This is a genomic window from Methanobacterium subterraneum, assembly GCF_002813695.1.
Classification (GTDB): Archaea; Methanobacteriota; Methanobacteria; order Methanobacteriales; family Methanobacteriaceae; genus Methanobacterium; species Methanobacterium subterraneum.
Genome location: NZ_CP017768.1, coordinates 944,079 through 965,097, shown reverse-complemented (window position 1 = coordinate 965,097; position 21,019 = coordinate 944,079). Strand labels below are relative to the sequence as shown.

Below are 21,019 nucleotides of genomic sequence, written 5' to 3'. Positions count from 1 at the left end.
AATGTTTATATTGTTTTGAGATGAAAAAGAAAAAACATTACGAAAATCTAATAATATTGTAAATCCTAAAAAAACAAGTTTTTGTTTTCCTTATATCTCAATCTCTATTTTATTGAAATTAACCACAGGTTTCTTGGCATTTTTAGGGCCCGGTTCCAATTTAATGAAACCTTCTTCTGCTAATTTATGCACCCTTGGTTGAACTGTTTTTAAATCTTTGTGAAGTATATAGGAAAGGTTTCTTATGGATGTGGGGTGCTGATTTTTGATGATGTCCAGCATTTTCAGATCTGACATATTTATTTTAAGATCCTTTATGAAGATGGTTTCAGATTGTTTGACTTCGGCGTCTGGGTGTTCTAGGTGGTATAACCAATCTTCTAAATCCAGTGGATATAAAACATTTTTCGGGTCTTTTTCCATCAACCTTTTTAAGTTATCCATTGAACCATATTTTTCCTTTAACATTTCCACCAATTCGCTACCTTTCATCTGGCGAACCAGTTTTATTATCATAATCCTAACTCCTCTCTTATTTTATCTTCCACAATCTTACCTTCTCTGATGATGTGCTGATAGATAATCTCGTATATTATTTCTGGATCATGGATGGATAATTGTTTTCTATCTGGATGGATGTGTACTCCATGGTAATAGTTATCCACTTTGAAGTTGTCTGGCATTACAACTATTGCCCATCCTCGCTCAGTTATGCGAAAGTAGATTGTCCTACTTGCTATCTGCACTGAATTTCCACTTTCATCTTTCATGTTACCCTCTGTTCTACATCACATATAAAACAGTTGAGGTATAAAAACCATCAGTCGATGTTGGTTTAATTAATATTTACATTTAATAATACTTATTTATTAATTAATAATATATTAACTTAAGAGAATTTCCATTAACCTTTCCTGAAAACTTTTTTTTGAAAACTCCGGAAGGATTCTATGTTCCCCACAGGTTGGATCTGGAAAAGAGTCAAAGTACTCCTGGTAGAACCAATTGAATGAAAAAAGGAATTATAGGAGTGTATATCTGGTCAAAAATGAGATGGGCATACTTGAAAACTTTTTTAATGGCTATTCTAGACTTTTGAGTTTAAAATGGATTAGTCACTCAAATGAATATGAATCAAAGGTCCGGGAAAGATTTAGAATGTGTTCAAGACTTAACAAGATTTGAAGAATAGGATACTTTAATATCAATAAAATCAGTAGTATTAATAATTACTCTTAGTTTATTATGTGGGAATTAATTGGGGTATTAGACGGGTAACAATGCAATTAAACTTTTCGAGGATAAAAAAATTAGGACCTTTTGGGATGAAAACGAATAAGAATGGTTCTTTTCGATTATTGATGTTATAGCCGTGTTAACCGATAGTAAAAACCCCGAAGATAGGGGTGATTTGAAAATTAAAATGAAAATTGATGAGGGTAGTGAACTGTACGAAAATATCGTACAGTTGAAAATGCCTGCTGATGGTAAAATGCGTTTAACCGACGCAGCCAGCACAAAACAATTATTGAGGTTAATTCAATCCATACCTTCGCCTAAGGCTGAACCTTTTAAATTATAGAAAAGGAATCTGGGCGGCCGGTTATAACAAGACGTAATGCTAGAACTCCAGAGCTTTTAGATGAGTAACAGTTAAACACCAAGGTTTTTACATGAACAAGTAGAGAATCAGGTTAGCTTAAAATCTAGTGAAGCTCATTTTGAAAGAGCAATATCCAGCCAATGTGTTCATTAGTCACTATTTTCAAGTAAAATTCTAAAATAAGACATGGACTTAATCTGAATACGATTTTCTTTTTGGTTGAATTAGTACAACTAATCCTGAATAATTTTTGAATAATAAAATATTAGTATAATCAGGAGCATATATACGATTATGTCTACAAAATCTGTATACAGTATTCGTATACCGGCCCAGTTTCGGAAGATGATGGATGAAATGGATGATGTGAACTGGCAAGAAGAAATACGGCAGTTAACCATTAGATTAATCCAGGAAGAAAGTAAAAAAAGGCTCCTCAGGGATGCTGAAAGTATCAGAAAAAAGATGAAGGATGTTGAAGCAGCAGAACTCATTAGAGAGGATAGGGATGTCCACTAAATATGTTTTAGACTCATCAGTTATAGCAGCCATTTTTTTCCAGGAACCCTCCTCAGAAAAAGCTGCCAGCGCAGTAGAAAATCATGAGCTGGTTACAGTTGACCTGGCACGAGCAGAAGTAGCCAACGTGGCTTGGAAAAGAGTAACATTCTTTAATGAAGACCGGGAAATAACCACTAAGGCACTCAAGATGAGCATGGAATTCATAGAAACCAGCTGTAAAGTCATCCCCACCCGGGAACTGGTGGAAGAATCCTTTCCCATGGCTTTAAAAAATAAAATTAGTTTCTACGATGCACTTTTTGTGAGAGCGTCACTCCGGGAAGGAGTACCACTACTTACCCTGGATAAAAAACTCGAAAAAACTTCGAACCTGGTTAAACTACTGTAATTTAAGTTCAAAACTGGAATTGTTAAATAATTTTAATAATTATTTTGAAAAATAGGAGGAAAGAATAGAATTAACCTTCTTTGAAAATATTATTTTAAACCCGGTTCTCTTTCTGGTTAAAATAGTCCAGCTGGTCCTGGATCACGTCGCTGAGACTGTATTCAATCCTTGCACCTATTTTCTGGATTTTCTGATTATCACAGAGTAAGAGCGGTATCTCTGATGGCCGGAACCGGTCGGGGTTGAACTCAATGGTCAGAGGTCCCTGGTCAGTGGTGACCCGGATCCCCTTATCCTGTATGGTGTATTCCAGCTGGTTCTCCAGGATCATCTGGTCCACCCTGGTCTTGTCAAACTTAACTCCGAAGATGGGATCATCATCGATTTCCGTGGGATTATTGATGGTTTTTGTCTGTTCATCGCCTTTAAGGGTTTCAATCCGGTTTATATCCCACCCTGCCCTTTCCAGGCCCAGTAATATGTAGCTCAGGACGGAGTTGGTTCTCATGGATCCCTGGTTGTACACTTCACCACCACGCCCCTTACTGGCAAGTACCTGGTATCCCTGGATGATGTCAGTTACATGGGACCAGTCACGGCAGGCATTCAAGTTGCCTATGGTGATCCGGTCAGTCTCCTGGTGTTTCAGTTTCATGATCTGGTTGGTGATAATGGAGGTTACGAACATCATACCCCTACCCGCCCCTTCGTGGTTGAAGGCCCGGGACACCACAGTATCCAGTCCATAGGAGTGGTGGTAGTTCTGCATCAGAAAATCACCCGAAACCTTGCTCACTGCGTAGGGGGACATGGGGCGCAGGGGATTGGATTCACTGATGGGTAACTCAGGGATTTTCTCTGGTTCGGGGAAGATGGTCTTACCACTATCAAGGGCCCGCTGGTACTGTTCCTCGGAGGATATAACCATGCCGTAAACTTCACTGGAGCCAGCAAACACTATCTTGGCATCAACATCCTTAATACGCACAGCTTCCAGGAGATTGGCCGTGCCAATGGTATTAATATCCTGGGTATCCAGGGGACGTTTAAAGGAAAACTCCACACTGGACTGGGCTGCCAGGTGGAAGATCACATCTGGCTGGGATTGGTCCAGGGCACTGGCCAGGGAGGATATATCACCAAGGTCCCCCTCCAGCATCTTCAGCTTATCCTTAATACCCTTGTCTATCAAGTTCTTTTCCATGGCCACCATATCTTCCGGCCTTATAAAACCATAAACATCTGACCCCTTTTCTAAAAGTTCTTTAGCTAGATACGAGCCTACAAATCCATTGGCCCCGGTTATGAGGATGTTCTTTTCATTCCAGTTCATACTACTATCTTCCAGAAATCTTTTTTCTTAATAAACTAAATCGGTCATCTAAAAAAATTTATTTATACCTACATACTTTGTATTCCCTTCTAATCATATAAATTATTTAAAAGTTCATTTAACTAAAAATCTGAGATAAACAAGATGAAACACATTCTGATTTTTTAAAAAAATATGCACAATATTAGAACTATTTTTAACATTCAACACTGCAGGTACTGCTAAAAATCATCAAAAAGAAAAATTAACCTTTTTGTGGGAATTGATAAATCTATTTATATTTATAATCTGGTTTTATTTACCTTTCCTTCCCTGATTAAACATGTTTTCCAGGTTAACATTAACTAGGTCTGCTAACTTGAATATCATTGTAACCAGGGTTTCACGGGCTGCACTGGCATCTTCTCTGGCTTCTTTTACTCCTTCCTTAAAACCGTTCACTGGTCCGTCCACTGTCCAGTTGGAAGGTTCCTTCAGGACCTGGAGGAAGGCTGATAATCGGAAGAAGAATGTCATCAGGCGGTAGATTGGTAGGAGGAGTATGAAGGGGAAGTACTGTTCTATGTTGCGCTTGGTGTTGCTGGGTGAGTTCTGGTAGACGAATATGATCACCACCAGGTCAATGGCTACGTAGAATGAGTATAACAGGAGGGTTACCACTGGTATTATGTACAGGTAGAGTCCCAGGATGGGGAATAATGCCAGTACAAAAACCCAGAGGAGTCTGGGGAAGGCAATGGTATGGTCCACCAGGAGGATCCTCTGCAATCCCATGAAGTTGAAGGAACTGTAGGTGCACTGCCTGAGTCTCTGGATCTTAATGGATATCCGGTTGGTGAGGTAACTCCAGATCATGCCGGGGCTTCTCTGTCCCCAGGCAATGCTCACCATATCCTGGAATGAAACATCATCCTTGGGAATGGGGCACTGCTTCTCCTGCATGGAGGCCACCTCAATCTGCCCCCGTGCCCATCTCACCCGCTGGGAGTAGAGGGTGTCATAATCAGTTATGGCCTCCACATATGCCACAGCCTCGGGGACATGGATGATGCTCACTTTCCTGTTGTGGAGCATCATGGTCATATGCATATCCTCGGCCACGGTGAGGGGCCAGTAACCACCCACCTTTCCAATAACCTCCCGTCGGAAGGCGGAGAAGGCTCCGGACATGGAATAAATAGAACCCACAAAGGACTGGTAACTTCGTTCAAAGTTAAAGGCAGTTATGTACTCCAGGAACTCACATCGGGCAAAGAAGGTTTCCAGGATTCCATCCTTATCCCCATGATATTCTCTAACCTGGATTTGTGGGTTAATAATATCAACCTGAATTTGGGGATTATCATTATCCTCCCGAATAGATGAATCAACATCAATGGATCCTAATGGTGATAGAGATAGGGCCCTGTTTGTACTGGTATCACTTGCAGAATATTTATGCAAATAGGTGATGACTTCAATATCCCTGGCACCATCCACATGTAAAATGTTTCCAATGGTAGTGGGTGTTAAACGGGTGTCCTTATCCAGGTGTATGCCTGATTCGGGGACCCTGATTTCAATGTAACCGGTGGCTGCACCTACCTCTGCTTCCCGGACAAAGGGCACCACAATATTATGGATGGCATCAGGGGCCATCCTTGCATCAGCATCAATGGTAATGATTATACTGCCTCGAGTACTCTTAAGACCAGTATTAAGGGCCTGCACTTTACCAGTGTGCGGTCTTTTAATTATCCGGAGCTTCTTACCGTTATCAACTGCCCGGGGTTCGAATAATTCTGCTTTTTTGATGGTGTTATCAGTGGAACCATCATCCACCAGGATTACTTCCATCTTACCGGCGGGGTATTCAGATTCCACCAGTGACTCCAGACAGACCCCAATGGTGGCTTCCTCGTTATGGGCTGGTACCACAACGCTAACCTCCGGTAACTCATCATCCTTCACCCCAGTATCAACCTTCCTCCGGGTCTTATTGGAGAAATGTAGTTTGAAGGGTATGGGCACCCCATCAATGAGTATGGTCAAGAGTAACCAGGTACCCCAGACTAAGATAACCACCCAGCTTGGATCCTGCATTTTTCTATCGGCCTACCATTCTTTTTTCTATAATCTTAAATTTATTATATCGTGAATCTCTTTTTTTTTAATCTTGAACTCTTCTTGTAAATTATATAAATCGTTTTTCCACCATAATCGTGTTCTGGGATCATTTTTTATAAAAATCCCTAGAATTTAATTTTTTTTAAGAACCCCTAGAATTTCCCGGATTTAATGTTTTTCCGCACCGTGTTCATGGTTGGTTTGGTTAGGAGGTACCAGTAGAGGATTACAATCAACACAAAGAAGATCAGTTTACCGATTATGGCGTGGGCCAGGTAAACCGAGGTTTTCCCGAAGACAGCCACAATGGCCACTATGGATAGTATCCGGATTATGTTGGCCAGGTAGGTGGCCACCACTCCTATGGTGGCGTATTTTAACTTTGTCTTCCAACTGTAACTGGGATAAAATAATAGTAATGCTACAAAGACGCTTATCTCTATTATGGATGAACATTCCAATCCTATTCCAAAGATACTCCACCCGGCTGGATCCGGGAAGAGGAAGGCGTTGGGTGCCAGGTACTGGGAGGACATGCCCAGTATGCTGGCAACGTAGGCCATGGATTGTGCTTCAATACTCATGATGTAACTATCATAACCAGTTAAAACGAAGAAGGACATGAGGAGGGCTACCACTGACACGCTTCCCACCAGGTAGTAGGAAAGCCACCATCTCCTCTTCCGGGCAAAGGCAGCTATAGTCATGGTAATCCCGGCGATGACCACAATAATCCAGGGTGAAGGGATACTGGTGAATGATGTGCTACTGGAAGTGATGAGATGTCCAGGGTTATGGTTGGTACCATCGTACCATTTGGCAGTGATGGTGTAACTACCCTCAGTGGGGAAATTAGTGTTGGTGGTCACCCAGGTATCAGTAAAGCTGTCACCAACTTCCAGGGGATCTAAAGTTGCAGTGTGTGTTCCCACAACATTCCCTCCACCATCGGTAATGGTGTAGACGATCTGTGAGTCATCCAGGGTTTTCCCATGTCCCTGGGCATTGGTGAATCTGCCCTGGCAGGTTATGGTAATGGTCTCACCAGGATTAGGATAACTGGCTTTATCCGGAGCGAGGTTGGTAATGATTCCCCCGTACTCGGCAGCGAAGATGGGTGTAACCAATAAAAATGAAATAGCCACAGCCATTAAACTAACAATTAATAATCGTTTGTACATAATTGGACCAATATTGTTCACTGTAAACAATATATATTTCCTGGTTTAAAAGGCCTTGCTTATTTTAAAGTTATGTATTTGGTACTTTAAATATATCACATTGTTTGAAATAATCCTAGACTCTCGGATTATAATTGGTTTCTATCAACAGTAATGAGTTATATTAACAGTAACAGGTCCAAGCAAGATATAAGTATTTATATCAATTTTTTGGGTAATTAATTGAAATTATAAGAATAATTAATGAATTTAAACAAATCCATCATTTACCAACTTAATGATCTAAACATTTACACCATATAAAAAAACTAGTTTATGCAAACTCAAATCTCTTCAATCTCCATTTAGAATTATACGGTTGTCCTGGGTTTCGTATTGGAACTTCTTCCGGGAAAAACCATTAAATTGAATTTCTCCCTCGGCCATGGTTATAAGTCCCTGGCTTAACCTCTGGAGAGAACTTATTTCAATCTTATCATGCACTCCTTCCTCCATGGTCAAAAGAAGAACTGCGTTCCTGCTTTTTACGGTGTTGGTTAATACGTGCAGGAATTTATACAAGGTTTTCAAATTGGAGTACATCAGCAAGGTGGAAACCGAGTCGAAAACTATCCTTATCTTTTTAACATCTTTATCCCTGAAAATATCCAGGAATTCATTGATGAAGGCCATGATGGTGGCCAGTTCAGTTGGGCTGCTTACAAAACGTACCTGGTTAATGTAAGCAAAATCAGGGGCCAGATCGGTGCGGGAGGAGATACAGTTAACCATTCCCAGATACTCCAGATCGTTATCTGAAAACTCTTCCACAGTCTCCAGTATAGGGTCGCTGGTGGAGACAAAAATACAGGCTTCACCATTTTTTAATCCTTCCCTGATGAATTCTTTAGACAGAATGTCCTTCCCGGAGAAAAGATCGCCTAAAAGCATTAAATTGGTGCCGGGAGGTACTTCAATTCCCATATCCGGATATCCGAATTTATAATTCATAAACTATAATTCCACCTTTCAACTCTTAATATATTAATGAACTTTAATTCACATTGATCTTCAGTTTAGTGATGAGTTGTATTAAATTTGATCTTTCAAGTGCAATGATAAACTTAAAAGTGCATTGGTAACTTATCATTCCCCTTTGATCTTCAGTATTAATTGATCTTTCACAGCACAATAATAAATAATTACAGATATAGTTCTTATATACGTTTCTATTAAGAATATTGATTAGTACCAACAATAATATTAAATGTGTAACCCAAAATTTATAGATACCACCCACTACTACTAATGGCGATACTTTTGACCAGGAACATCTTCACAAGATCAAACCTTCTGAACTGGATTTGTCTTTTGATCCTTATTTTAACAGTAAGTTTAGTAGTGTACTACCGTGTCCGGATGCAAATCATCATCGGACCTTTCTGGGACACATATTCCTTCTTAGCCAATGCCCTGGAATATGCTGGGATGGGCACTGGTTACATTGAACTGGACCGATCTCCCTTCCTCCCTTTCCTAACCTCGCTGGTATTCAGGATGGGATTCGTCTCGGAAATCGCCATTTACATGGTGGAGGGTTTGATATTCATCTTCGGAGTTATCGGACTTTACCTCCTACTCAAACTACGGTTTAACCCCCTGGAAAGTTTAGCCGGATCCACCATTTATATCTCATTTCCGGTGATACTGGTCTGGTTGGGGATCGGATATCTGGACATAGCCGCGGTAGCCTTTTCCATATGGGCAGTTTACCTCACAGTTCTAGCAGTTAAGAAGAACCCTAAATATTTTTACCTGGCATTCCCACTGGCCATGATGGCATTTTTAACCCGTTTTACCGCAGGATTCCTGTTATTCCCAATTATACTGTACATTTTAATGTGCGGTAATTACCTCCGGAACTTGAAAGAGATGATCCTGGGGCTGGTCCTGAGTATTCTGATTATAATCCCCTACCTGGGCTTCATGTACCAGAGAGCCGGGGACCCTTTCATCACCCTCACCAGCCTACTGAGCATACAATCTGAGTCACTCTCCGGGCACTCTGCCTTCTCCGCAGATCCACTTTACTATCTGAAAACACTTGATCTGTTCATATCCATCCCTGGATCTCTCCATCACTGGATTTTTTATCTGTTTGTAATGATCCTGATCTTGGGAGTGATCATCTACTTTTACAACTTGGTTAAGGACCATCAGCTAGACTGGAAGTCTTCCCTTAACCGATTGAAAATCCTCTTAATGGTGTTTTTTGTTATTGCCTTCCTGTTCACCTTCAGTAAAATCAGTAGCATGGCCAGCATTGGACTGGTGGTCTTATCCTGTTACCTGGCCTATGATTTGTGGAGGGGCAGGGTAAATCTGGACCTGGATCTACTCATGTTTTCATGGTTCCTGACCCAGTTCATAGTCCACGCCCAGTACGGTTTGAAGGTGGACCGTTACTTCATCACCATGGCTCCGGCCCTGGTTTACTTCCTGATCCTGGGAATCCATGAGATATCAGGGCAAATAAGATTTAAATACCGAAGATTTAACCTCACTAGCTATATTCTGCCCTTAATACTCATCATGGTGGCATTATCCTCTACTGCAACCTACCTAACTGATATTGACCATATACTGATGGATGAAGACCAGCACATGGCTCTAATCTCCGAGGAGGATTTTACGCCCTTTAATGTGAATGCATCGGATCTGGTGCGGAATAAATACACGGTGGAGAGCCTGAACCAGGCCACCCAATGGCTGATGCAGTATGACCCTGACTACAGTAACCGGAAGATACGGTCCAACTTATGGCCTGGGGCTGTGTGGAATCTGCGCATGTTCATGGATATGCAGCCCACTGTCAACACCACCCGGTTAACAGCCCATGAACTGGCCAAAAATGATATTGACTACTACATATCCTCGGAATCCCTGAACATAGATTCCTATCCTCCACTGGAACAGTTTGGAATGGTAACCATCTACCAGAAAGACCCCTCTAAATTAGAAAATAAAACCAGGATGCTCTACATTGGGCAGAACTGGCAGAACTACATCGATGAGGTCTTGGGCCTTAAGACCTACGTTATATACGAGAATAAGGGTCATGCTATCCGGGGAAAATCCACAGAGATAGACTCCCATTCCCTGGAAGAACTCCAGCAATATCCTTACATCCTCCTCTACAACTTCAAATGGCGTGACCAGGAAACGGCCGAAGAATTGTTAATGGAATACGTGGAATCTGGTGGGACACTGGTTATTGACGCATCGGGTAACTTGGAGGGTACATTCTACAACCTGGATAATTCTGAATTCCTGCACACCATCATAACCCGGAAGAGCCTCCCTGGAAACCCCAAGGTAGAACCAGAATCAGTAAAACTATCCCCATTCCTGGCCGATGGTCAGCCCTGGTACGGGGCCAACTATGAATCAACTAACCAGAATAAGATCGAACCACTGGTCACTGTCAATAACCAAACTCTAATTGGTGTTCAAAAAGTTGGTAAGGGTAAGATCATCTGGATCGGCTACAATTTCGTCTGGCATGCCTTCCACACGGACAACAATGATGAAATGGGATTAATCCAGGAAGCTATTGGGATTTAAGGTCAGAAACTAATTGTTCTGGGTTCCAGATATCATTAATAGATTTACCGAGAACGGGAATTCTCATCTGGGTAGTGTTAGGGTTATCATTTCAATGGGATTCACTTTAATAAAAATATTGACAAAAAACGGGAAAGTGATTATTCAATGAAAAAGGGTTTAAAAGGGGTTATGTTCTTATTTTCAGCACTCTTAATCTGTGGAACTGTATCGGCAGCAGCCAATATTGATTTGTATTACACTGATACCCATAACCATCCTGTGGACGAAGTCCAGGTTGGTGAAACCATTGCTTCCAACATTGTGGTTCAAAATGATGGAAATTCAGTTACCAACGTGGTGGTTGAACAGTCTTACCACAATAATAACCAGTGGATCAATGATGATAATTACTACACTTCCCTGGACGGGGGTAACACTTGGGCCCAGAATCCCAGCTCGGTAACAACCCGTAGTGATGGTTTCACCTGGCAGGTTGGATCACTCCTGGCCCAGCAGAAAGCTATCCTACGCTGGCCAGGCACACCAGTGACCCCGGGTTATGAGGTGATGAATGTGCAACTATACCTTGACCAGTTAATGGTGGATTCAGACACTGCAAACATCACCATTACCAGTGCCCCCATTACAGTTGGAACTGCTGCAAAAACCGTTGGTATGCAAGAAACCGGAAGCCCACTAAACTACCTATTTCTGGCCCTAGCCTTGATATTTGGGGGATTAATATTCTCAAAGATATGGATTAATATTTTCTAAAAGCTGGTATTTTTTCTAAAAGCCGGTATTGATATTTTCCAAAATGCTAGGGTTAAATCATTCAAAAAGGTAATAAAAAAAAGAATTGGACAAAAAAAAGAAATTGATTAGATAAAATCCAGCTTCAGATCTAATTAATCTGGCCAATGAAAATATCTTATTCTATTTTTAACTAAAACTCACCCTTAACCAGTTCCACCAGGTACTCCCCATACTCAGTTTTTTTAAGGGTTTCAGCCAGTTCCAGGACAGTTTCCTCATCAATCCATTCGTTGTTATAGGCAATCTCCTCTAAACAGGCCACGAAGAATCCCTGTCTTTTCTGGAGGGCTTCAATGTAGTTACTGGCTTCCAGGAGTCCTATGTGGGTTCCGGTATCCAGCCAGGCCATACCTCGCCCCAGTAATTCCACTTTTAACTGTTTCCTTTTAAGGTACTCCTCGTTGACTGAGGTTATTTCCAACTCACCACGTTGGGATGGTTTCACCTTTTTGGCTATCTCAACCACGTCATTATCGTAGAAGTAGAGTCCTGGTATGGCATAGTTGGATTTGGGGTGTTCTGGTTTTTCTTCCAGTGATAGGACGTTCCATCCTTCATCAAATTCAACAACTCCAAATGCTTTAGGGTCCCGAACGTAGTAACCAAAGATTATGGCCCCTTCATCTAAGGAGGCGGCTCTTTTGAGTATTTCACTGAACCGGTGTCCGTGGAAGATGTTATCACCCAGTACCAGGGCCACGTTATCATCTGCAATGAATTCCTCCCCTACTATGAATGCTTCGGCCAGTCCCCTTGGTTCTTCCTGTACTGCGTAGGAGAAGCTCACCCCCAGCTTGCTACCATCACCCAGTAAATCCTCATAGAATGGTAAATCCCGTGGTGTGGATATTATGAGTATCTCCCTTATCCCAGCCAGCATCAGCACTGACAGGGGATAGTAGATCATGGGTTTGTCGTAGATTGGCAGTAACTGTTTGGAAACTGCTTTTGTTATGGGATAAAGGCGGGTGCCGGAACCTCCAGCTAGTATGATTCCTTTCATAATAATTAACCTCTTAAATTCTATTTTTTTTAATGTTTAATGTATTCAATATATAACTGAACATTTTATATTCCTTGGGGTATATTTAAAGACTTTCCAGGGAGTATTTTTATATTCTTAAATAACCCTTAAGTAATTCCCATGCACAGTACCAATTTTTAATGTTAATCTAGTTTCAGTTCTGGTTCCAATATTTATTTAATATTTTCCCCTAAATGCAAGTACTACTGTTCCCATGGGAAGAAACTCCGGTTCCCATGAGAAAGTATATATTCGCCGGAGATGAAGGGCTTTTTTTTAAGTATTATTTATTCGCTACTCAGCCCAGGTCCCAGTGTTAAATATTAAATGGGATAGTAAAAATCTGAGGTTTTTAATAATGATCTACATTTTAACAATGATCTACTTTGATCTCATGCTAGGGGATAATAATTATTTGAACCTTTTTTAAGTGTTAATTAATACCTGACTGCACCAAAACCACAAAAGAGGTTAAAGATGAAACTTAACCTTAAAAGTAGCAAAACTCAAGAAGAATACTGGATTTATACCGAGTTATTATCATGAAGGAGCAAGAGTTAAACCAGGAAAAAATTCACTGGGAACTAGTTGAAATGGGAAAAGAGTTAGCCCATACTAAAGAAAGGTTAACTGAAACCCAGTCTGAGTTAAATTACCTTAAATCCATAGTGGGTCACACCGAAGATGCCATTGTGGGTTTAGACCTGGACGGGACCATACTAACCTGGAACCCTGCTGCAAAGGTTATATATGGTTACACGGAAAGTGAGGTGGTGGGTAGCAGTGTGTCCATCCTCATACCACCCTACAATGCCGATGAAATATCCCTGATCCTGGCCTGGATCAAAAGTGGGGAAAGGGTGACCCATTATGAGACTCTGCGCCGTAGGAAGGACGGATCCATAGTGAATGTATCCCTCAGTGTTTCCCCCATCAAAGATTCAGCTGGGAAAGTCATTGGAGCATCCAGCATAGCCCGGGACATCACCACCAGTAAAAAGATGGAACTGGAACTCCAGGAAAGTGAGGAGAAATTCCGGGAGGTCTTTAACAATGCCAACGATGCCATAGTCCTCCACCCCATTAAACCCGATGGCAGCCCAGATAACTTTATTGAAGTGAATGATGTGGCCTGCAAGCGTCTTGGATACAACCGTGAAGAATTACTGGGAATGAATCCTCGGGATATTAATAATGAGGAAACCATAAGGCAAATACCCAGGCGTATGGAAAAGATCATCAGGAATGGGAATAACACCTTCGAGGCAGTGAACCTCACCCGTGATGGTGTGGAAATACCAGTGGAAGTCAGCGCCCATATTTTCAACCTCCGTGGTGAGAAGATGGTCCTTTCCATATTAAGGGATATAACCCGGAGAAAGGAATCTGAGGCTCAACTCCTCCAATCACTTAACGAAAAAGAATTATTGCTGAAGGAAATCCACCACCGGGTTAAAAACAACCTCATGGTCATTAGCAGTCTTCTTAACCTGCAATCGAAGTACATCAAGGATAAGGCTGCCCTGGAGGTTTTCCGGGAAAGTCAGAACCGGGCTCGTTCCATGGCCCTTATTCATACCATGTTATACCAGTCCACTGATCTCAAGTGCATTAACTTCGGGGATTACATAGCCAAGCTCACCAGTGAACTATTCCGCACCTACATCACCCAGGATAACATCGACCTTAACCTGGATGTGGGAGAAGTGCTCCTGGACATAAACACCAGCATACCTCTGGGACTTATTGTTAACGAACTGGTCTCTAACAGTCTTAAACACGCCTTCCCTCATGGAGAGAAGGGAGAGGTAACTGTCCGATTCCATAAGGTCAATGATCATTTCACTTTCCAGGTTTCAGATACTGGTATTGGATTTCCATCGGACCTGGACTATCAAAGAACCAACTCCCTGGGGATGCGCCTGGTGAACACCCTCACCGACCAACTAGACGGGGAAATAGAGTTGGACACCACCAGGGGAACATCTTTCACCATTAACTTCAGTGAAGAAGAATATGGGGAATAAACACGGTAAAAGTCTATAAATTAATGTTTACCATGAACATCCTTACCCAGAACACCCGCCCAATTAGTGTTCAATGGCAGAGGTTATCATACTGGTTATAATTGGAGTCTTTTTAGTTTACAATTCTGTTTTTATTTCTTTTAGTTTACAATTCAAGTTCTTATTTATTTTAATTTATAATCCAGTTTCTAGGGTAGTCTTTTTAGTTTTCAATCTAAGCTTCTTCAATTATTTAGATGATCTCAAGGTTAAGATACACAATGAAAGGAAAAATTTGTTAATTTACCCCTTAAAATGGTTCTATCTATCTTCCTGGTTTATCATTTTTGGATATTTCTGGATTCAATCCAGTTTGTAACCAGGTAAATCACCAGTGCCACTACCAGGGCCACGATGGTAATATAATAATCGTCATTGGGGACCAGGTTCAAGGTGAATCCCATCCAGTTCAGGGGATAGAAAAGGGACATTCCATAACCCACCTGTATAAGCAGTAAATCCATCAGGTAGTGGGTAACTATTCCCAGTGATAAAAAGAGGAAAGCCTTCTTTTTCTCCTGGAAAAGGAGGGATGTAATCCCTGCCAGGAGGAATGAACCTACTGGTAGGTGGAAGACATAGATATAATTCCACAGATCAAAACCAAGAAGTTCCCCTATAATGGAGACCTTTATGGCATCTGGGAAGATGGATCCCACCATAACCAGGACGGTGTTAGCCGGGTTAAACTCCCCATAGTGGAGGCGGAGTATGCGGCATAGACTCCAGGCCACTGCCACGTGAACCATCCAGTCAGGCATACCTACCGCCTCCTGAAATGGAAAGCTTCCCAGTCAAAGGACCAGTACCGCTGGAAGAGGTATCCCAGGAAGATTAAAACTAGAAGTGAACGCAGTAACAGGAAAAGGTACTTCCAGTTCTCATTCACTTCCACCCTTTCCACATTTATTATGGTGTTATTTGCCCCTAAAACTCCCACCACCGACACCTGATCCTTTAATTCCACCGGGGTGTTGCTTTCCACCTTCATGGTAACCAGTTGGCCCTGCTGGTTTTCCTGGATAACCAGCATTCCATTATCCCTGCCGAGCACTGTTCCATCCACATTAACCACTTCGCCCTCAGGGTAATCAGCGAGTATAACCTCGTATGAAGGATATTTAAGGTGTTCCTGGTATTCAGTGGTGTAGTGGATGCAAAGTCCAGCCAGGACTACTACCAGGATGAGCCCGGTTAAAATTCGCTTGCTGGGTGTTTCCAGTTTCACTTTTATTACTCCGTAACTCCGTAACCAGAGTAGTTATTATCAAATACATTTCATATTTGTAATCAACTACTGGGTGTTAATAATCATCTACAATGGGTGTTTTATCACTAATCAGCTTTCATTTCTTTATCAGATTTCCCTTTATTTTAAAATATATACTTTAATCTCAAAATTCTTTGTTATATCAATACACCATAACGAGATATTATAATAAATTCTAGAAAAACGTAATTCTATTTGATTTTACCAACAAGAAGGGCTAAATGATTTCATGAATAGATCATTTCAAAAAATTTAGGATTAATTAATATTAAAAGTTAATTTTTAAGTCTAAAAAAGGGGTTTTTAATTTAACGGGTTAGTTATCATCAGAGGAAGGTTTAACCCGCTCTTTGTACTTCTGTTCATGGATTATTATGTTGAAGGTGGTCCCACCATTGGTAATCATTTCAATCTCCCCATCAAGTTGATTAACCAGGGTGTTAACCAGCTGCAGTCCCAGGCTGTGGGATTCAGCGAAGTCCAGTTCATGAGGGAAACCAGTACCATCATCCCTAATCAATAAAAGATACTTGCCTGGTTCAGCTGTTTCCAGGAGGGATATTCGGATTTCACCTTCATCCCGATCCTTAAAGGCGTACTTTAAACTGTTAGATACTAGTTCATTGATTATAAGTCCCAGGGGAACGGCAGTGTCAATATTGAAGTACAGATCACTAACATCCATGCTGAGCTTTATACCTGGATTTACAGTGTAACTGTGGAACAGGTTCATGGTTAAACTCTGAATGTATTCTTCCACATTTATCCTGGCCAGATCCGAGGTCTGGTACAGTTTCTCATGGATCAGTGCCATGCTCTTCACCCTTCCCTGGCTCTCCTGGAGAATGTTGGCTGCTTCTTCATCATGGATGTAACTGCGCTGTAAATTCAGGAGACTGCTGATTATCTGCATGTTGTTTTTCACGCGGTGGTGGATCTCCCTTAGTAAGAGTTCTTTCTCATTCAGGGATCTTTTAACCTCATTCTCCGCAGTTTTACGTTGGGTTATATCCAGCAGGGAAACCACACTATCGGTGGTGCTTGGTATAATGGACGCATATAGCATGATCTGCCGTTCTTCACCATCTTTATCCAATAGTCGGAATTCATATTCATCTGGAATATTAACATCACCGCTTCTACGCATCTTATGATACTCTAAAATTCGTTGTTGATCTTCAGGATGCACAAAATCCATAAAACTCAATTTATTTTCAATTTCCTCCACAGGGTAACCACTGAGGGCCTCGCAACGTTTATTGGCCATGGAGATAATGGTGTCCACACCCACGATAATGGTGGCAGTACCGGTATTCTCAAAAATAGCCCGGTAAAAAGTTTCAGATTTTAATAGTGCATCTTCAGCCTTTTTACGTTCAGTCTGATCAATCACGGTACATATGGCACCGTTAAAATGACCATTATTTAAGCGGGGAATGATCCAGCCACTCTGGTATGATCTTTTACCCTCTGGGTTTCTGACACATAGTGAATCATAATAAACCGGTTGCATGGTTTTTTTGGCCTTCCGATAATAATCCTTCAAACCATCTACATATTCATCAGGAAGCTCCAGCACATTCAAACCATCCAGATTCCTGGTTTTACCCCCTGCAATCTCTTCCATACCCCGGTTCATGAAGTAAAGATGATCATCACGGTCAGTAACCCATATGCCTTCATTTATACCTTCAACTAGATTCTCGTAGAATTCTTTAAGTTCAAGACGTTTAAGATTGGATTTCTGCCGCTCCCGATCCATCCCATTAAGAATATTGGCAGTCCAAATAATTGTTGCGGTTAAAAAGGCCAGGGTGACCATAATTCCGAAAACATTCCCGAAATGTTCACTGTACATTTTAAGCTGGTGACCACGGGTTATCAGCAGATCCAGGATGAACACTGCCACCAGAGCCGCAGGTAGAAGACGCCGTGCCATGTACCCCCCACTGTTCTGGGCAGTTATCCGTCCCATGTAACTTTGGTCAGGGTAAAGGCAGAGGATGCCCACTGAAAGAAAGATATGAATCAATGATGAGAGAAAAGCCATCTGCACCATTAAATCCAGAAGGAAACTGGAACTCACTCCATAGAAATAGGAAGATAATCCCAGTAATCCTAAAAAACCAACTATAAAAGTCAGAAACTGCATTAAGTGGGGTTTATATTTGTAACTGGCCATCAACAGGGCAATACCCACTAAGACGAAGTTAAGAGCACCCAAGGATCTACTTTTACCCAACACACCAGCCGAACCAGGCAGAATACTTGAAAATAACTGGTTCATACCGATATTAACACCAGTAGCATATTCCAGCAGGGTTAAAGCACCTAGAATAGTGACCAGGGCGGCCAGGATCCGGGTTACGGAGAGTAAATTGGAAGTAAACCTACGGTTTAAAAGATACAGGCAGACTCCGGCCATGATGAAGATTAATGTACTGTTGAATTTGGTCCCGGGGAAGCCCATGAATTCTCCCCTGAGCACTGGTATGTTTAAAAACCACCCCATGGCAGATATGATCCCTAAAATTATCACCAGCAGGGCACAACTCCTGGAATAAATTTTAAAATGAGAAAGACGATTGAGATAAATGGAATGTTGTTCTTTATCATCTTCCAGGGGCACCTGGTCAGGTTTTAAGGGTTCGAATTCGCCCCTTATCGGGTTTGACATGGGAAATAGTTCCTCCAACTATACCTAGATAAAGATTTATTATCCTAAATATTTTTAAAAACATCTATTCCTTAAATGCAGATATTAAATGAGATAAATATTAATCTAAGGACTTTAGATGAGCTTTACACTTCCCAAAATAAGGGAATGGTATGTGTTAGTATTCAGTAATATTATCTATCAATTATTATGTTACTGGTAGATAATAAGTGGTTAGGTTGTTTTTTGTAGGAGGGTAGAGTGAATAAACTAGGTGGTATGGTGCACAGCGACGCTGAGTAGAATATTTCCATTGAAAAGTGGAAATAAATACTTACTCCGGTAATATATTTTCGGATAGAATGCTGGAGGATTTTAATGGAATATTTAAGGATAATAATCCATTTAAACCATTAAAATAAGTATTTAAGACTTAAACTGCCCTCCAGTTTAGATAATAAAAATTTATAAACTTTGAATTACAATATTATATTGGTGTTAATATGCAGAAAACTTTAGAAAACCTTACAAAGGCGTTTATTGGTGAAAGTCAGGCTAGAAACAGGTACACTTTCTATGCTAAACAGGCTAAAAAGGATGGTTACCCTCAGATACAGGATATTTTCCTGGAAACTGCTGAAAACGAACAGCAACATGCCAAATGGTTGTTCAGAATGATTCAGGACCTTAAAGGAGATGCTAACCTTGGAAATGATGAGATCCACGTGGAAGCAGAAGCTCCCCTAACCATAGGGGACACTACTGAAAACCTGAAAGCAGCCATAGCCGGAGAACACTATGAAAATAGTGAAATGTACCCGGAATTTGCTAAAGTGGCTAGAGAAGAAGGACTGGATGATGTAGCTCAGCGTTTAAATGCCATTGGTAAAGCAGAGGTCCACCACGAGGAAAAATACACCCAGCTATTGGAGCAGGTGGAAGCCGGCACCATGTTTAACAAGGATGAAGAAGTCACCTGGGCCTGTGTAAAGTGCGGATACTCAGTCACTGGAAAACAGCCACCGGAAAAATGCCCAGCCTGTGACCACCCTACCAAATACTTCTACATTCGCTGCGAAAAATTTTAAGATAGCCAGGTAGTTCCGTAAGGGGAACTCCCCACCCATCATTTTTTTTAGGGAATATTTTTCATTTACTGAATATCAAATCATTACTGAATTATCAAATCCAGTAAAAAGATTTCTTATACCAACCATTAAACAAAAGTTTTCAAAATAAAAGACCAGACTTTTCAAAAATTACTATATAATTACCATTAAAAAAAATTATTTAGAGGGTGCAAATGACTGAAAAAGGACAAGTTTATCGGTGTGATGTTTGTGGGAATATTGTGAATATTCTCTGTGAGGGCCAGGGGAACCTGGTTTGCTGCGAAGTGCCAATGGAACTTTTAAAAGAAAGGCAGGATAAGGATGGGTCCCTGAAGCACCGGCCAGTAATTGAGAAAACAACAGAGGGAGTCAGGGTAAAAGTGGGAGAAGCAGCCCATCCCATGGAAGAAAACCACCACATTGAACTGGTGGAGTTAACCACTGGTAAACATGTTTTCATACAGTTTTTAAACCCCGGTGACCAGCCAGAAGCAGAATTCCCGGTAGAATCTGATGAAGGGCTACAGGCAAGATGCTACTGTAACATACACGGATTATGGAAATCATAAAATGAATATTCCATTTTTTTTTAACTTTTTTTCAATGGTATTCCCGAAGAAATATTCCTTCATAAAAATATATCACTTAAATAGTTCCAATTCAAAACTAATATTAAGGAAATAGTACTATTCAAATTATATTTTAATGAGATTATTTCAATCTTTACAGGTAAATATTTCTAGTAATAACCCATACATATTAGATTTATAGATGAATACTATGGTTTCCAAATATTTTCAAGGTTTAAAAAGAAATTCAAAGTGTGCAGGTGTGTTATGCGTAAAATAATCCCCATCATATTCTTCGTGATGATTATAACTGTTTCTTTATCTGGATGTTTAGGCAACCAGATAGCTCAGATAGATCAGTTAACCGACAGCATCAATGGTCATATTAAAGCAGGGGACAACTATTTCAACCAGGCTGCCACCAGCACCAACAAATACCAGTACACTGCTGCCCAATCACAGGCAGAAAACGCATCATCTGAATTCAACCAGGCAAGAACAACCTCCCAGGAGGCATTGATATACTCTAAAAACCTTCAGGACCAGGTTTACATCACCTACTTTCAAATCACCCTCTATGAACTGGATGCCAAGATCAACGCCACCAACCAACTGAAAGTGGCCATACCATTATTTGCCCGGAATGACACCAGAACCGGCAACACCCACGTGGACAGTGCCAACCAGTTCATGCAACAATCACTGAAATACCAGAAACAGAGAGAGGAAATAGTACAGCAGAATCCCACTAAATTCAAGTTCTAAATCATATTTAGAGTAAAAAACAT

The 21,019-nt window shown here is 41.0% G+C and carries 19 protein-coding genes; 9 read left to right on the top strand and 10 right to left on the bottom strand.

Annotated elements, in window-relative coordinates:
- Positions 1 to 90: 90 nt before the first annotated feature.
- Together BK009_RS04560 and BK009_RS04555 are read right to left on the bottom strand one after the other, a co-directional pair.
- Positions 91 to 516 (bottom strand): HVO_A0114 family putative DNA-binding protein, encoded by a 426-nt coding sequence (locus BK009_RS04560; RefSeq protein ID WP_100906094.1) that lies wholly within the window; start codon positions 514 to 516, stop codon positions 91 to 93.
- On the bottom strand, positions 513 to 770 hold the full coding sequence (locus BK009_RS04555) for a hypothetical protein (protein ID WP_100906095.1): 258 nt from the start codon (positions 768 to 770) through the stop codon (positions 513 to 515). The genes BK009_RS04560 and BK009_RS04555 overlap by 4 nt, the downstream gene beginning before the upstream one ends.
- A 602-nt stretch (positions 771 to 1,372) precedes the next feature.
- Between BK009_RS04555 and BK009_RS04550 the strand changes: the two genes are divergently transcribed.
- The 3 genes from BK009_RS04550 (at position 1,373) to BK009_RS04540 (ending at position 2,513) form a co-directional block, all read left to right on the top strand.
- Positions 1,373 to 1,582: a BRO-N domain-containing protein gene (locus tag BK009_RS04550; protein ID WP_100906096.1), complete on the top strand. Its 210-nt coding sequence runs from the start codon at positions 1,373 to 1,375 to the stop codon at positions 1,580 to 1,582.
- Between the two features lie 315 nt (positions 1,583 to 1,897).
- Positions 1,898 to 2,122, top strand: a complete 225-nt coding sequence (gene vapB, locus BK009_RS04545; RefSeq protein ID WP_100906097.1) for a type II toxin-antitoxin system VapB family antitoxin — start codon at positions 1,898 to 1,900, stop codon at positions 2,120 to 2,122.
- Positions 2,112 to 2,513 carry a type II toxin-antitoxin system VapC family toxin gene (locus tag BK009_RS04540; RefSeq protein ID WP_100906098.1) on the top strand — a complete coding sequence of 134 codons (402 nt, stop codon included), beginning with the start codon at positions 2,112 to 2,114 and terminating at the stop codon, positions 2,511 to 2,513. Before vapB ends, BK009_RS04540 begins: the two co-directional genes overlap by 11 nt.
- Positions 2,514 to 2,607: 94 nt before the next feature.
- Here BK009_RS04540 and BK009_RS04535 read toward each other — a convergent pair whose 3' ends face one another.
- From BK009_RS04535 to BK009_RS04520, 4 genes are all read right to left on the bottom strand, one after another.
- On the bottom strand, positions 2,608 to 3,846 hold the full coding sequence (locus BK009_RS04535; RefSeq protein WP_100907912.1) for a GDP-mannose 4,6-dehydratase: 1,239 nt from the start codon (positions 3,844 to 3,846) through the stop codon (positions 2,608 to 2,610).
- Between the two features lie 294 nt (positions 3,847 to 4,140).
- Positions 4,141 to 5,928, bottom strand: a complete 1,788-nt coding sequence (locus BK009_RS04530) for a glycosyltransferase (protein WP_100907911.1) — start codon at positions 5,926 to 5,928, stop codon at positions 4,141 to 4,143.
- A gap of 176 nt (positions 5,929 to 6,104) precedes the next feature.
- A complete protein-coding gene (locus BK009_RS04525) occupies positions 6,105 to 7,133 on the bottom strand; it encodes an archaeosortase/exosortase family protein (protein WP_100907910.1) in 1,029 nt (342 codons plus the stop codon).
- Between the two features lie 333 nt (positions 7,134 to 7,466).
- On the bottom strand, positions 7,467 to 8,123 hold the full coding sequence (locus tag BK009_RS04520) for an RAD55 family ATPase (RefSeq protein WP_100909152.1): 657 nt from the start codon (positions 8,121 to 8,123) through the stop codon (positions 7,467 to 7,469).
- A 309-nt stretch (positions 8,124 to 8,432) separates the two neighbouring features.
- Between BK009_RS04520 and BK009_RS04515 the strand changes: the two genes are divergently transcribed.
- Both BK009_RS04515 and BK009_RS04510 read left to right on the top strand, forming a co-directional pair.
- Positions 8,433 to 10,736, top strand: a complete 2,304-nt coding sequence (locus BK009_RS04515) for a glycosyltransferase family 39 protein (RefSeq protein ID WP_169923154.1) — start codon at positions 8,433 to 8,435, stop codon at positions 10,734 to 10,736.
- Positions 10,737 to 10,883: 147 nt separating this feature from the next.
- The gene (locus BK009_RS04510) at positions 10,884 to 11,492 is read left to right on the top strand and encodes a hypothetical protein (RefSeq protein ID WP_100909150.1); all 609 of its coding nucleotides are present in this window, start codon (positions 10,884 to 10,886) and stop codon (positions 11,490 to 11,492) included.
- Positions 11,493 to 11,664: 172 nt separating this feature from the next.
- On the opposite strand, the gene rfbA is transcribed toward BK009_RS04510, so the two are convergent.
- A complete protein-coding gene (rfbA, locus tag BK009_RS04505) occupies positions 11,665 to 12,537 on the bottom strand; it encodes a glucose-1-phosphate thymidylyltransferase RfbA (protein ID WP_100906106.1) in 873 nt (290 codons plus the stop codon).
- Between the two features lie 563 nt (positions 12,538 to 13,100).
- On the opposite strand from rfbA, the gene BK009_RS04500 reads away from it, so the two are divergent.
- The gene (locus BK009_RS04500; RefSeq protein WP_100909149.1) at positions 13,101 to 14,585 is read left to right on the top strand and encodes a sensor histidine kinase; all 1,485 of its coding nucleotides are present in this window, start codon (positions 13,101 to 13,103) and stop codon (positions 14,583 to 14,585) included.
- 320 nt (positions 14,586 to 14,905) lie between these two features.
- On the opposite strand, the gene BK009_RS04495 is transcribed toward BK009_RS04500, so the two are convergent.
- The 3 genes from BK009_RS04495 to BK009_RS04485 form a co-directional block, all read right to left on the bottom strand.
- A complete protein-coding gene (locus BK009_RS04495; RefSeq protein WP_100909148.1) occupies positions 14,906 to 15,385 on the bottom strand; it encodes a metal-dependent hydrolase in 480 nt (159 codons plus the stop codon).
- A gap of 2 nt (positions 15,386 to 15,387) precedes the next feature.
- Entirely contained in the window at positions 15,388 to 15,852 is a 465-nt protein-coding gene (locus BK009_RS04490) for a hypothetical protein (protein ID WP_100909147.1), read from the bottom strand.
- Positions 15,853 to 16,210: 358 nt separating this feature from the next.
- Positions 16,211 to 18,571 (bottom strand): sensor histidine kinase, encoded by a 2,361-nt coding sequence (locus tag BK009_RS04485; RefSeq protein WP_100909146.1) that lies wholly within the window; start codon positions 18,569 to 18,571, stop codon positions 16,211 to 16,213.
- Positions 18,572 to 19,053: 482 nt separating this feature from the next.
- Between BK009_RS04485 and rbr the strand changes: the two genes are divergently transcribed.
- From rbr to BK009_RS04470, 3 genes are all read left to right on the top strand, one after another.
- Positions 19,054 to 19,638, top strand: a complete 585-nt coding sequence (gene rbr / locus BK009_RS04480; RefSeq protein WP_100909145.1) for a rubrerythrin — start codon at positions 19,054 to 19,056, stop codon at positions 19,636 to 19,638.
- Positions 19,639 to 19,853: 215 nt separating this feature from the next.
- Complete coding sequence (locus BK009_RS04475; protein WP_100909144.1) at positions 19,854 to 20,231, top strand: desulfoferrodoxin; 378 nt, start codon at positions 19,854 to 19,856, stop codon at positions 20,229 to 20,231.
- 267 nt (positions 20,232 to 20,498) lie between these two features.
- Positions 20,499 to 20,996 (top strand): hypothetical protein, encoded by a 498-nt coding sequence (locus tag BK009_RS04470; protein ID WP_100906114.1) that lies wholly within the window; start codon positions 20,499 to 20,501, stop codon positions 20,994 to 20,996.
- Positions 20,997 to 21,019 lie beyond the last annotated feature (23 nt).

Excerpts from the sequence above, each read along its gene's own strand:
- BK009_RS04560 (WP_100906094.1), bottom strand. The coding sequence starts at position 516 with ATGATAATAAAACTGGTTCGCCAGATGAAAGGTAGCGAATTGGTGGAA.
- BK009_RS04555 (WP_100906095.1), bottom strand. The coding sequence starts at position 770 with ATGAAAGATGAAAGTGGAAATTCAGTGCAGATAGCAAGTAGGACAATC.
- vapB (WP_100906097.1), top strand. The coding sequence starts at position 1,898 with ATGTCTACAAAATCTGTATACAGTATTCGTATACCGGCCCAGTTTCGG.
- BK009_RS04540 (WP_100906098.1), top strand. The coding sequence starts at position 2,112 with ATGTCCACTAAATATGTTTTAGACTCATCAGTTATAGCAGCCATTTTT.
- BK009_RS04535 (WP_100907912.1), bottom strand. The coding sequence starts at position 3,846 with ATGAACTGGAATGAAAAGAACATCCTCATAACCGGGGCCAATGGATTT.
- BK009_RS04530 (WP_100907911.1), bottom strand. The coding sequence starts at position 5,928 with ATGCAGGATCCAAGCTGGGTGGTTATCTTAGTCTGGGGTACCTGGTTA.
- BK009_RS04525 (WP_100907910.1), bottom strand. The coding sequence starts at position 7,133 with ATGTACAAACGATTATTAATTGTTAGTTTAATGGCTGTGGCTATTTCA.
- BK009_RS04520 (WP_100909152.1), bottom strand. The coding sequence starts at position 8,123 with ATGAATTATAAATTCGGATATCCGGATATGGGAATTGAAGTACCTCCC.
- BK009_RS04510 (WP_100909150.1), top strand. The coding sequence starts at position 10,884 with ATGAAAAAGGGTTTAAAAGGGGTTATGTTCTTATTTTCAGCACTCTTA.
- rfbA (WP_100906106.1), bottom strand. The coding sequence starts at position 12,537 with ATGAAAGGAATCATACTAGCTGGAGGTTCCGGCACCCGCCTTTATCCC.
- BK009_RS04500 (WP_100909149.1), top strand. The coding sequence starts at position 13,101 with ATGAAGGAGCAAGAGTTAAACCAGGAAAAAATTCACTGGGAACTAGTT.
- BK009_RS04495 (WP_100909148.1), bottom strand. The coding sequence starts at position 15,385 with ATGCCTGACTGGATGGTTCACGTGGCAGTGGCCTGGAGTCTATGCCGC.
- BK009_RS04485 (WP_100909146.1), bottom strand. The coding sequence starts at position 18,571 with ATGTCAAACCCGATAAGGGGCGAATTCGAACCCTTAAAACCTGACCAG.
- rbr (WP_100909145.1), top strand. The coding sequence starts at position 19,054 with ATGCAGAAAACTTTAGAAAACCTTACAAAGGCGTTTATTGGTGAAAGT.
- BK009_RS04475 (WP_100909144.1), top strand. The coding sequence starts at position 19,854 with ATGACTGAAAAAGGACAAGTTTATCGGTGTGATGTTTGTGGGAATATT.
- BK009_RS04470 (WP_100906114.1), top strand. The coding sequence starts at position 20,499 with ATGCGTAAAATAATCCCCATCATATTCTTCGTGATGATTATAACTGTT.